This is a genomic window from Microbacterium immunditiarum (genome assembly GCF_013409785.1).
Taxonomy (GTDB): domain Bacteria; phylum Actinomycetota; class Actinomycetes; order Actinomycetales; family Microbacteriaceae; genus Microbacterium; species Microbacterium immunditiarum.
The window spans coordinates 1,084,808-1,096,604 of sequence record NZ_JACCBV010000001.1 but is presented as its reverse complement, the minus strand read 5'-3'; the positions used below and the strand labels follow the sequence as shown (position 1 = coordinate 1,096,604).

The window sequence follows — 11,797 nt, the reverse complement described above, 5'->3', positions numbered from 1 at the left end:
TCAGCGGTTGGCCCTCAGGTTGCCCGCGGAGCAGGTCTCCTGGTCAGCGGTCACGCCCGAGATCGACGACGGCAGCTCGACCGGCGTCGGCGACGGCGTCGCCGGCTCGGTCGAGCCAGGCGTGGGCTCGACTGGAGCGGTGGTCGGCTGGTCGGACGGCTGGGGGTCGACCACGATCACGCCGCCGCCACGGTTCGGGTCGGCCGTGAGGCTGACCGGCACGTTGGCATCGATCGCAGCCCAGAGCGCCTCCGCGGCCTCATAGTCCGGCACGACGCGGTTCGGGTCGGACGGGTCGCCCTTCACCGGGTACTGCACGAAAACGATGTCTTCGAACGGGACGTTCTTCACCGCGAGCGCGATCTGCATGAGCGTCACAGGGTTCGTCAGCGACTCACTCGGCGTGATGTTGTCGACCGCCGTGGTCGCGAGCTTCAGGAGCGTCGGCAGATCCGACAGCACGTCCTCGCTCATGATCTTCTTCGCGAGTCGCGACATGTACTGCTGCTGGTTGCTGATGCGGGCCAGGTCGCTGCCGTTCTCCAGGCCGTGGCGCGTGCGCAGGAACTGCAGCGCCTCCAGGCCCGAGATCGTGCGCGGGCCGGCGGGCCAGTCGATCCCGGTGTAGCGATCGCGGATGCCGCCGTTGCCGATGCAGACCTCGACGCCGCCGATCGCGTTGGTGATCTCGATGACCCCGCCCCACGTGACCTTGGCCGCGAACGGGATCGGGCGGCCGGCGAGCTGCGAGACCGTCTTCACGACGCACGACAGTCCGCCGTACATGTAGGCGGAGTTGATCATCTGCTTGCTCATCGCGGACGTCTGCGAGCCGTCCGCACGCGTGCACGACGGGATCGGCAGCATCAGATCGCGCGGGAACGACACGACCGTCACGCGTCGCGGCTCGGCCGAGATGTGCACGAGCAGATTGACATCATTGAGCTCTCCGCCCGCGTCGGCGCCGGTGCAGCGGCTGCCGAAGAACTGCGCGTACTCGGGCTCGCACGCGTCGGTGCCCGCGATGAAGAGGTCGACCTCGCTCTCGATCGCCCCGATGTCGGGCGGCACGGGGCCCTGACCCTCGAGGTCGACCGCGCCCTCGGCGAAGCTCGCCGTGATGTCATACGCCGCGTACGCGGCGATTCCGGCGCCGGAGGCGAGAACCACGGCGACGATGACGCCGAGCACCTTCAACAGCAGAGAGAGCGGATGCGGCGACGACAGCTCGCCGTGGCGCGCCACCGTGCGGCGCCCACGTCGTGCGGGCCGGGTCGTCTTGGTCACAAGGGCTCTCTTCTAGCGGACGGTGACCGCATCAAGCGGAGGGTGTGGGACTCTGTCGGTCCCGCCTGGCGGCGGGGCCTCCTCCCCGAATCCCGCCCGGTCGGTTGTTCTGCTGGCGACCCCCTGCGGGGGCCTCCACCAGAACAGCGGAGGGTGTGGGATTCGAACCCACGGGACATCGCTGCCCACTGGTTTTCAAGACCAGCTCCATCGGCCGCTCGGACAACCCTCCCGTCGGGGATGCCGGCTTCGCGGCATCCGTCGATCAGGCGTCGAGTCTAGCCGACAGCGCTGTCGTGCCATTGTTCCAATGGTGTCTGGACAAGCTCTGAAAGACGCGCAGTTCTTCTCGCGTTCGGCTCGCGCAGCGACCGGGATGGGAGCGCGCCCACGCTAGAGCTTCCGAAGCACCTCGGCCACGCCGCCGTCGTGCACCGAGAGCGTCGTCTCGCCGGCGGCGTCGCGCACCTCTTGCGGACCCTGCTCCATCGCGACGGCGCGACCGCCGTTCTCGAGGGCCCACCGGAACATGCCGACGTCGTTCCGGCCGTCGCCGATCACGAGGACATGCTCGGGGTCGATGCCCAGCTCGTCGCGGACGAGCTCGAGGCCCGTGCTCTTGTCGACGCCCTTCGGGGCGATGTCGAGCCACGCCGTCCAGCCGATCGCGTACGAGACCTGGTGGAGCCCGATGCGCTGGACGAGCTCGAGGAAGTCCCGCTCGCGCTTGTCGGGCGAGACCACCACGACACGGCACACCGGCTGCGCGCCGAGCTCGTCGAACGGGACGCGGCGGGCGTTCACGAGGTTCCAGTCCTCGAGGTACTCGGTGTACAGGCGACGCCCGTCGGGCAGCTCGACCATGTAACGAGCCTCGGGCAAGTGCTCGTGCAGGACCGTGAGCACCTCGCGCGCGTCGAACGTCTCGGTGTGGAAGCGGTCATAGAGCAGGTCGTCGGCGTCGACACGCTTGAGCACGACCGCACCGTTCGAGCACACGACGTACTCGGGCGCGATCTGGAGCACGCGCAGGATGCCTCGCGTGCCCTCCCAGCTGCGTCCGGTCGCGATCATGACCTCGTGTCCGGCCCTGTGCGCGTGCTCGACCGCCTCGACGACGCCGGGGCTGAGCGACTCGTCTTCGAGGAGCACCGTGCCGTCGATGTCGAGCACGATGAGAAGCCGCTCGACGACGACCGTCGGGTCTTCAGTGTCGCGCGCGACCCGCTCGACGAGCTTGGCCGCCTTCTTCGGCTTGACGACTCTGACGCTGCCCGTCGGCGGCAAGTGCGCTTCGCTCAAGACACAGGCTCCATGACCTCGAGCCCGCCCAGGTACGGGCGCAGCACCTCGGGCACCGTGACCGAGCCGTCCTCGCGCTGGTGGGTCTCGAGCAGGGCGACGATCCACCGCGTCGTGGCGAGCGTGCCGTTGAGTGTCGCGACGTGCTGCGTCTTGCCGCCGTCAGGCCGGTGACGGATGTCGAGGCGGCGCGCTTGGTAGGTCGTGCAGTTCGACGTGGAGGTGAGCTCGCGATACGCCTGCTGCGTCGGAACCCACGCCTCGATGTCGTACTTGCGCGCCGCGCTCGATCCGAGGTCGCCGGCGGCGACGTCGATCACGCGGTATGACAGGCCGAGGTCCTGAAGCATCCCCTCCTGCTGGGCGAGCAGGCGCTCGTGCTCCTGCTCGGACTCCTCGAGGGTCGTGTAGACGAACATCTCGAGCTTGTTGAATTGATGGACGCGGATGATGCCGCGCGTGTCCTTCCCGTACGACCCCGCCTCGCGGCGGTAGCACGTCGACCACCCGGCGTAGCGCTTGGGGCCCTTCGAGAGGTCGATGATTTCGTCCATGTGGTACCCGGCGAGAGGCACCTCGCTTGTGCCGACGAGGTATAGGTCTTCGTCTTCGAGGTGGTACACCTCGTCGGAGTGCTGGCCGAGGAACCCGGTGCCGCGCATGACCTCGGGACGCACGAGGGTCGGCGGTGTGAGCGGCGTGAAGCCCGCCTCGAGCGCGCGGTCGAGCGCGAGCATCATGATCGCGAGCTCGAGGCGCGCGCCGATGCCCGTCAGGAAGTAGAAGCGGCTGCCCGACACCTTGGTGCCCCGCTCCATGTCGATCGCGCCGAGCAGCTCGCCGAGCTCGAGGTGGTCGCGCGGCTCGAACGAGAAGGCCGGGACCTCGCCGTGCGTGCGCAGAGTGACGAAGTTCTCTTCGCCGCCCGCCGGAACGCCCTCGATGATCACGTTCTCGATGCGCGCCATCGCCTCTTCGGCGGCCTGCTCGGCGGCCGTGACGGCCTGCTGCGCCTCCTTGACCCGGACGCTCAGCTCCTTCGCCTCGGCGGCGAGCGCCGCCTTCTCCGCCTTCGGAGCCTGCGCGACGCGCTTGCCGTGCGCGTTCTGCCGGGCGCGAAGCTCCTCATAGGCGGCGATGGCCTGGCGGCGGGCGCGGTCGGCGGCGAGCGCGGCGTCGACCGTGTCGGACGGCTCCCCGCGGGCCCCCTGCGAGCGCCTGACCAGCTCGGGATTCTCGCGAAGAAGCACTGGATCGATCACCCCACGAGTCTAGTCGGGCGGAGTTCGCGCACGCCGTGGCGGTGCGGTCTTATGGTTAGACGCATGGCAGCGGCATCCGGGTCCGAAAACGAGCCCGTTCACGCCGATCCCGACCAGCCTGACCCCGACCCGCCGCACCCGGCCGACAGGATGTACGCCGACGGCCCGCGCACGGGCGAGATCGACATCTCCGAGCAGCAGATCCGAGAACGGGCCGAGCGGCTCGCGTCGGAAGACGGCGACGACGATGCGGATGCTGCGGGCCAGGCATCCGACTCGCGCGAGGCCTCCGACACACCCGATCCCGGGGCGGCGGCCGCGCCCGACGGCGTCATCCGCGAGCCGGAGGATGTCCCACCCGACACGGCGGACGGCGAACAGGGCGAGGCGCGCCGGGTCGACGTCGAAGGCGACACCCAGGACATTCGCGGTGGCGCCGAACGCCCTCACCCGAAGGTGGCGCTCGTCTACAACCCCATCAAAGTAGATGCCGCCACGCTCCGGGCATCCGTCGAGCGCTTCGCGGCCGAGGCCGGATGGGAGGAGCCGCTCTTCTACGAGACGACAGTCGACGACCTCGGCGACGACGTCACGCGTCAGGCTCTCGAGGTCGGGGTCGACGCCGTGCTCGTCGCAGGCGGCGACGGAACCGTCCGCGCCGTGTCGGAGGCGATGAGCGGGTCTGGCGTGCCCCTGACGATCGTTCCCAGCGGAACGGGGAACCTGCTCGCACGCAATCTGCGACTGCCCCTGGACGACCCCGCGGCGATGATCCGCGCAACCTTCGACGGAGATACGGTGGCGGTCGATATCGGCTTCGCCGCGATCAGCCGGCCCTCAGGCGACACCGACGAGCACGCGTTCGTCGTGATGGGCGGCATGGGGCTCGACGCCGCCATGATCGCCAACACGAACCCGCAGCTGAAGAAGTCCGTCGGCTGGGTCGCCTACGTGGACGGCGCTGCGCGCTCGCTCCCGGGAGCCAAGCCGTTCCGGATCATGTACCAGATCAACGGGCACCGCCTGCACTCGACGCGTGTGCAGAGCGTGCTGTTCGCGAACTGCGGGTCGCTGCCGGCGGGGCTGGAGCTGATCCCCGAGGCTTCGGTCACCGACGGAGCGATGGATGTCGTGTTCTTCCAGCCGAAGGGGCCGCTCGGTTGGATCTTCGTATGGCGCCGCGTCGCGTGGGACAACAGCTTCCTTCGCAGGTTCCGTGCGGGCCGGCGCGCCCTCGCACTGCGGACGAAGGACAACGCCGTGCGCTATGTGCGGGGAGCCGAGCTGGAGGTCGGCACGACGGAGGCCCAGTTCGTCCAACTCGACGGAGACGAATTCGGCGAGGCGGTCAGCGTCGTCGCACGCATCGTGCCCGGTGGGCTCCAGATCACCGTCCCGAAGGGTCACGACATCAGCCGGCTCTGACCCGCCCGTCAGCCTTTGACCGCGCCCCCGAGCCCCGCCGACCGCAGGAACACGCTCTGGAACAGCAGGAACATCGCGATCGGGATGAGCGTCGCGATCGCGAGCGCCGCGAGGAACACGTCGAGCTCCGTCTGGGACTGCACCGCCGGGAGGCGCACCGACAGCGGCTGCACCGCCGGATCGGGCAGCACGAGCATCGGCCAGAGGTAGTCCTTCCACGCGGCGATGATCGCGAAGACGGAGACCACGCCGAGGATCGGCTTCGACATCGGGAGCACGATCGACCAGAACAGCCGGAAGGGACCCGCGCCGTCGGTCTTCGCCGCCTCGAACACCTCCCTGGGGAGGTTGTCGAAGAACCGCTTCACCAAGAGGATGTTGAATGCGTTCGCACCCATCGGCAGCCACACCGCGAGGTAGGTGTTGAGCAGGCTCATGTCTCCGAGCAGCGGCGGGTTCACGATCGTGAGATAGAGCGGCACGAGCAGCACGATGCCCGGGATGAACAGCGTCGCGAGCACGAGCGCGTTGAGGATGGGGGCGTACTTCGGCCGCAGCACCGACAGCGCGTACCCGGCCGTGGCCGCGATGAACAGCTGCGTGAGCCACGCTCCCGCGGCGATCACGATCGTGTTGAAGAAGTACTGGTCGATGTGGATGTCGTTCCACGCCGTCGACAGATTCTCCCAGTCGATGCCGTTCGGCCACAGCGCGAACGGCTGCTGCAGCGTGTCCTGCGTCGGGGTGATCGCCGCCTTCGCGAGCCACAGGATCGGCCCGAGACCGGCGATCACGAGCGACGCGAACAGGAAGACGTGCGTGACGGACACTCCGATGCGTGTGCCCGGGCGACGGCGCTCGGATGCCGAGACGATCGTGCGCTCGCTCATGAGGTGCTCCAGCGGTTCGTCAGCCTGAAGTACAGCCACGACAGGATCGCGAGCACGATCGCGAGCAGCACCGAGACCGCCGTCGCCTCGCCGTAGTCGCCGCCGAGCGAGTTCCGGAACGCCTTGTCGTAGATGTAGAGGAGGATCGTCTTCGTCGCTCCGGCCGGCCCGCCGCCCGTGAACAGGAACGGCTCGAGGAACACCTGCGCGGTCGCGATGATCTGCAGGACCAGCATGATGAAGAGGATCCCGCGCAGCTGCGGCAACGTGACGTGCCACACCTTCCGCCAGATGCCCGCCCCGTCGACCTCCGCCGCGTCGTAGAGCTCGGGCGGCACCGACAGCAGCGCCGCGAGATAGATGATGATCGACCCGCCGGCCGCGGCCCACGTCGCCTCGAGCACGAGGGACGGCATCGCCTGCACTGCCGACGCGATCCAGGGCTGGGGCGGAATCCCGAACCACGCGAGCGCGGTGTTGAAGACGCCGTTGGGCGACGAGTCGTAGAAGAAGCGCCACAGCAGCACGGCGACGACCGGCGGGATGACGACCGGCAGGTATGCGAGCGCCGAGTAGAGGCCCTTGCCCCGTCGCACCTCGCTCATCAGCACCGCCATGAACAGGGGCAGCGGGAACCCGAAGAGAAGCGCGAGCAGCGCGAAGGAGAGCGTGTTGATGACCGCACGACCCAGCTGCGGGTCCGTCAGCACCGCGACGTAGTTGTCGAACCCGACCCACTCGCTCACGAGGAGGTTCGTCTTCTGCAGGCTCATGAGCACCGATTGGACGATCGGCGACCACGAGAAGAAGAGGAACACGAACACCATCGGCAGCACGAACAGCAGGTTCGCGAGGCCGCCGCCGCGGTACCACGTGAGCGGTGTGCGTCGCGTGCGGCGACGGTCGGGCGGGTCGGCGGGGGCGACGGATGCCGCGGCCGGCGGCCGCTCGGGAAGGGTCGCAGTCATGCGGGACTTTCGTTGTCGAGTGGGGGGCGGTGGGGGCGGCGCTTCGTCTCGCAGCGCTCGCTCAGCGTCCGGCGCGGGGGAACCCGGACGCTGAGCGAGGGCGAAGCCCGAGACGAAGCGCCGCCCACGAACCCCTACTGGTCGAGGATCGCCTGTGCGTCGGCCTGCGCCTGTGCGAGGAGCGCGTCGATGTCGGCGTTCTCGTCGGTCAGCACGGTCTGCACGACGGTGTCCAGCAGCGCGTAGATCTCCTGGGTCGACTTCTTCGGCTCGCCGACGGGCGTCTGGTCCCAGATGCTGTCGGTGAACGGCTCCATTTGGCCGCGCGGGACGTTGATGTAGTCCTCGATCCACACGAGCGACTCCTCGTACAGCTCGCGGCTGAGCACGGGCAGCACCGGCGTGCCGACCGCCTGACCCGATTCGTTGAGAGTCTTCGCGTCGAGCACCGCGGCCTCCTCGTCCAGGAGCTTCTGCATGTAGTACCAGTCGATCCACTCGACCGCGGCCGCCTTCGTGGCGTCGTCCACGGTGGGGCTGATCACAGCGATGTCACCGCCGCCGAGAGTGCCGGGGTCGTCGCCCTCGATCGGCACCACCTCGAGCCCGTAGACGTCGGGCTCGAGGCCGAAGTCGCGCACGAGCGCCGTGTAGACGTCGGAGCCCGACGTGTACATGCCGATGTTGCCGGCCGCGAACTCCTGGTTGATCGTGCCCCAGTCGAGGTCGACCTTCGAGCCGAACGAGCCGTCCTCCCACTTGAGGTCGTGCAGGAACTGGAGCGTCGCCTTGGTCCCCTCGTTGTCGATCGTCGACTCCGCCGAGCCGTCCCCGTTGTCGGCCTGGGTGCGGCCGCCGCGCGCGACGGTCTGCGCGGTGAGCTGCCATCCACCCGTGTTGTTGATCGCCATCTGCGCGTAGCCGGCCTTGCCCGTGGCATCCGTGATCTTCTTGGCGTATTCGCGCACCTCTTCCCACGTGGTCGGCGGCTGGTCGGGGTCGAGGCCGGCCTGCTCGAACAGGTCGCGGTTGTAATGCAGGCCCATCGCGTAGGCCTGGCGGGGGAAGCCATAGATGTTGCCGTCGGAGTCCTTGACCCCGTCGAGGATGATCGGGTTGAAGCTGTCCTCGTACCCGAGCTCCTCGACCTCGGCGGTCACGTCCATGAGCTGGCCGTTCTCGAGCAGCGTCTTGGAGTCGGTGAACGGCACCGTGAACACGTCGGGCAGGCTGCCGCCGGCGAGCTGCACGGCGAACGTCGGACCCTCCCACTCGTACTCGACCCCGATGATGTCGATGTCGGGGTGCTCGTCTTCGAACTGCTCCTCCTGGGCGGCGAACGCCTCGTACGCGGCCGCGTCGGCTCCGGGCGGGAACGTCGCGACGCGCAGCTCGACCTTGCCGCTCGCGTCGCCTCCCCCGCTGCTGCCGGTCGAGCAGCCGACGAGTGCGCCGACGGTCGCCACCGCGGCGACACCGGCGAGCAGGACCCTTGCTGGTGACTTCATCGTCTTTCCTTTCTCGGTGGCGGATGCCGCGTCACGCTGCCGCGGGATCCTCCGGGGTGTGCGGGGCGCCCGTCACCGCGTCGGATGCCCCGGCATCCGTGGTCTCCGCGGAGAGACGCAGCCATGCTGTGGAGTTGCCCGCGAGCCGCCCGCCGTCCAGCGGGCCGCTTGCGAGCAGGAGCTCCGCGCCGACGGGCAGCGGCACGGGGCTCTCGCCGGTGTTCACGACGCACGCGAAGTCGCCGCGTCGGAAGGCCAGGACGTCGTCGGCGCCGGGCGTGCCGACGGCGACGGTGTCGTGCCACCACTCGAGCGGCACGTCGGGATCGAGGTCGCGGCGCACGCGCAGCGCCTCGCGGTAGAGGTTGAGCGTCGACGAGGGATCGGCCTCCTGCGCCGCGACCGTGAGCGCGCGCCAGGACTCGGGCTGCGGCAGCCATGTCTGGACTCCGTCGGGGCTGAACCCGAACGGCGGGTGCTCGCCCGACCAGGGCAGGGGGACGCGGCATCCGTCACGCCCCGGATCGATGCCGCCCGACCGGTGGTGCATCGGGTCCTGGATGAGCTCGATCGGCAGGTCCTCGACCTCGGGCAGCCCGAGCTCGTCGCCCTGGTAGATGTACAGGCTTCCGGGGAGGGCCGCGACCAGCAACGCCGCCGCGCGGGCGCGATGGAGGCCGAGCTCGGGATCGGTCGGCACGCCGAAGCGCTTCTTCAGGAACGCGAACGCCGTGTCGTCGCGCCCGTAGCGGGTGACGGGGCGCGTGACGTCGTGGTTGCTCAGCACCCACGTGCTCGGTGCGCCGACCGGAGCGTGCGCGGCGAGCGTCGAGGCGATCGACTCGCGGAACGACTCCGCGCCCCATGGGCGTGCGAGGAAGTCGAAGTTGAACGCCGTGTGCATCTCATCGGGACGCAGGTAGTTCGTGAACCGCACGATGTCGGGAAGCCAGATCTCGCCCACGAGCACGCGCGTGCCGGGGTACGAGTCGGCGATCGCGCGCCACGAGCGGTACACGTCGTGCAGCTCGTCGCGGTCCTCGGTGGGGTGCGAGCCGGGACCCTGCTTCTCGCCGACCTCCGGCAGGTCGGGGTCCTTGATCAGCAGCGCGGCCGAGTCGATGCGCACGCCCGCGACACCGCAGTCGAACCAGAACCGGAGGATGTCCTCGTGCTCGCGCCGCACGTCGGGGTGGTTCCAGTTGAGGTCGGGCTGCTCGGGTGTGAACAGGTGGAGGTACCACTCCCCCGCGGTGCCGTCCGGGTTCATCGTGCGGGTCCACGTCTCGCCCTGGAAGTTCGACACCCACCGCGTCGGCATCTCGTCGCCGTGCGGGCCCGTGCCCGGGTGGAACCAGAACCGCTCGCGCTCGGGACTGCCCGGTCCCGCCTCGAGGGCGGCCTGGAACCACGGATGCTGGTCGGACACGTGATTCGGGACGATGTCGATGATGGTGCGGATGCCGAGCGCCAGTGCCTCCTCGATGAGGGCCTCGGCTTCGGCGAGCGTTCCGAACCGCGGGTCGATGTCACGGTAGTCCCGCACGTCGTAGCCGCCGTCAGCCATCGGGCTCGGGTACCACGGGTTGAACCACAGGGCATCGACGCCGAGCTTCTTGAGATAGCCGAGGCGCCGGCGTACGCCGGCGAGGTCGCCCGTGCCGTCGCCGTTCCCGTCGGCGAAGCTGCGCACGTACACCTGGTAGATGACGGCCGACCGCCACCACTGCGGGTCGTCTGCGCTCGGCGTCGGAGTGCGATGGGCTTCCGCGTCGGCGGTGCGGGGCAGGACGTCGCTGTCCACTGAGCTCCTCGTGATCGGATCGCGAAAGATTGATAGCGATGACGGTAGTACGCGGCAACACAGTCACGCAAGAGTTCGATGATCTTTTGCAAGTTCATGATTGCGCTCGAATTCGGATGCGTCGCGCTTCACCCCGGACGCTGAACGACGCGCCCGCATCACCCGCCGCTGAGCGCGCGCAGCGAGACGACGCGGACCACGGCGCACGCAATCCACTCGAACGCTGCGCTCCTCGCTCAGCGTCCGGGGGCGAAGTCCCTATTCGGGCGCGGGTCCGGTCGAACCGCGCAGCACGAGCTCGGGCTCGAAGAGCAGCTCATCGCCGGCCTCGGTCGTGCCGGCGACCTGCGAGAGGAGCAGCTCGATCACGGTGCGACCCATCGACTCGATCGGCTGGCGCACCGTCGTGAGGGGCGGCTCCGTGCAGCTCATGAGCGCGGAGTCGTCGAACCCGACGACGCTCACGTCCTCGGGGACACGCAGCCCCGCACGGCGTGCGGCGCGGACGGCACCCAGCGCAAGAGGGTCGCTCGCGCACACGATCGCCGTCGCACCTGACGCGAACAGGCGCGATGCGCCCGCCTGTCCCGACTCGAGCGAGTACAGTCCGCGCACGACGAGCTCCTCGTCGAGCGGCGACCCGAGCTTGTCGAGCAGCGGACGCGCCGCCGCGAGCTTTCGCTGCGAGGGGATGTGATCCGACGGGCCCAGCAACAAGCCGATGCGCCGGTGTCCGAGCTGGTGCAGGTGCTGGATCGCCTGCTCGGCCGCGGCGCCGTCGTCGGTCGAGACCGTCGCGAAGTCGAGCGAGTCGATGCGGGCGTTGACGAGCACTGTCGGCAGGTTGACCTGGCGGAGCCGCTCGTAGTGGGCGTGCGGCGCATCCGCCTGGCTGTAGTTCCCGCCCAGGAACACGACGCCCGACACCTGCTGCTGCAGCAGCAGCTCGACGTAGTCCGACTCGGTGATGCCACCCGCGTTCTGCGTGCACAGCAGCGGTGTGTAGCCGTTCTGGGTCAGGCCGCCGCCGATGATCTCGGCGAGCGCAGGGAAGATCGGGTTCTGCAGCTCGGGCAGCACGAGCCCGACCAGGCGGGCGCGTCCGCCGCGCAGCTTCGTGGGTCGCTCGTATCCGAGCACATCGAGGGCCGTGAGCACGGCCTGGCGGGTGGCATCCGAAACCCCCGGCTTGTCGTTGAGCACGCGACTCACGGTCGCTTCGCTGACCCCGACCTTGCGCGCCACTTCGGCGAGACGCTTCGACATGCGCTCAGTGTACGCAAGAACTTGCGTACCGGCGCAAGCCTTCGCAAGCCAAGTCCCTTTCCGCGAGTGCACGACTTCGCGTCGA

Annotated in this window: 9 protein-coding genes and 1 tRNA gene; 1 reads left to right on the top strand and 9 read right to left on the bottom strand. The window is 69.1% G+C overall.

Annotation, left to right across the window (positions count from 1 at the left end; genetic code table 11):
- From BJ991_RS04855 to serS, 4 genes are all read right to left on the bottom strand, one after another.
- On the bottom strand, positions 1–1,287 hold the full coding sequence (locus BJ991_RS04855; RefSeq protein WP_179487971.1) for an LCP family glycopolymer transferase: 1,287 nt from the start codon (positions 1,285–1,287) through the stop codon (positions 1–3).
- 147 nt (positions 1,288–1,434) lie between these two features.
- Positions 1,435–1,519: transfer RNA gene (locus BJ991_RS04850), tRNA-Ser, on the bottom strand.
- Positions 1,520–1,680: 161 nt separating this feature from the next.
- Positions 1,681–2,589: an HAD family hydrolase gene (locus BJ991_RS04845; RefSeq protein WP_179487969.1), complete on the bottom strand. Its 909-nt coding sequence runs from the start codon at positions 2,587–2,589 to the stop codon at positions 1,681–1,683.
- A complete protein-coding gene (serS, locus tag BJ991_RS04840; protein WP_179487967.1) occupies positions 2,586–3,851 on the bottom strand; it encodes a serine--tRNA ligase in 1,266 nt (421 codons plus the stop codon). Before serS ends, BJ991_RS04845 begins: the two co-directional genes overlap by 4 nt.
- A 63-nt stretch (positions 3,852–3,914) precedes the next feature.
- Here serS and BJ991_RS04835 point away from each other — a divergent pair, with 63 nt between their 5' ends.
- Positions 3,915–5,276 carry a diacylglycerol/lipid kinase family protein gene (locus BJ991_RS04835; RefSeq protein ID WP_179487965.1) on the top strand — a complete coding sequence of 454 codons (1,362 nt, stop codon included), beginning with the start codon at positions 3,915–3,917 and terminating at the stop codon, positions 5,274–5,276.
- An 8-nt stretch (positions 5,277–5,284) separates the two neighbouring features.
- Here the strand turns inward: BJ991_RS04835 and BJ991_RS04830 are convergent, their stop codons facing one another.
- The 5 genes from BJ991_RS04830 to BJ991_RS04810 form a co-directional block, all read right to left on the bottom strand.
- Positions 5,285–6,166 carry a carbohydrate ABC transporter permease gene (locus BJ991_RS04830; protein WP_179487963.1) on the bottom strand — a complete coding sequence of 294 codons (882 nt, stop codon included), beginning with the start codon at positions 6,164–6,166 and terminating at the stop codon, positions 5,285–5,287.
- A complete protein-coding gene (locus BJ991_RS04825; RefSeq protein WP_179487961.1) occupies positions 6,163–7,134 on the bottom strand; it encodes a carbohydrate ABC transporter permease in 972 nt (323 codons plus the stop codon). The genes BJ991_RS04830 and BJ991_RS04825 overlap by 4 nt, the downstream gene beginning before the upstream one ends.
- 134 nt (positions 7,135–7,268) lie before the next feature.
- Positions 7,269–8,642, bottom strand: a complete 1,374-nt coding sequence (locus tag BJ991_RS04820; protein WP_179487959.1) for an ABC transporter substrate-binding protein — start codon at positions 8,640–8,642, stop codon at positions 7,269–7,271.
- Between the two features lie 31 nt (positions 8,643–8,673).
- The gene (locus BJ991_RS04815; RefSeq protein WP_179487957.1) at positions 8,674–10,446 is read right to left on the bottom strand and encodes an alpha-amylase family glycosyl hydrolase; all 1,773 of its coding nucleotides are present in this window, start codon (positions 10,444–10,446) and stop codon (positions 8,674–8,676) included.
- Positions 10,447–10,704: 258 nt separating this feature from the next.
- Complete coding sequence (locus tag BJ991_RS04810; RefSeq protein ID WP_179487955.1) at positions 10,705–11,712, bottom strand: LacI family DNA-binding transcriptional regulator; 1,008 nt, start codon at positions 11,710–11,712, stop codon at positions 10,705–10,707.
- Positions 11,713–11,797: the final 85 nt, after the last annotated feature.

Excerpts from the sequence above, each read along its gene's own strand:
- BJ991_RS04820 (WP_179487959.1), bottom strand. The coding sequence starts at position 8,642 with ATGAAGTCACCAGCAAGGGTCCTGCTCGCCGGTGTCGCCGCGGTGGCG.
- BJ991_RS04835 (WP_179487965.1), top strand. The coding sequence starts at position 3,915 with ATGGCAGCGGCATCCGGGTCCGAAAACGAGCCCGTTCACGCCGATCCC.
- BJ991_RS04825 (WP_179487961.1), bottom strand. The coding sequence starts at position 7,134 with ATGACTGCGACCCTTCCCGAGCGGCCGCCGGCCGCGGCATCCGTCGCC.
- BJ991_RS04830 (WP_179487963.1), bottom strand. The coding sequence starts at position 6,166 with ATGAGCGAGCGCACGATCGTCTCGGCATCCGAGCGCCGTCGCCCGGGC.
- BJ991_RS04810 (WP_179487955.1), bottom strand. The coding sequence starts at position 11,712 with ATGTCGAAGCGTCTCGCCGAAGTGGCGCGCAAGGTCGGGGTCAGCGAA.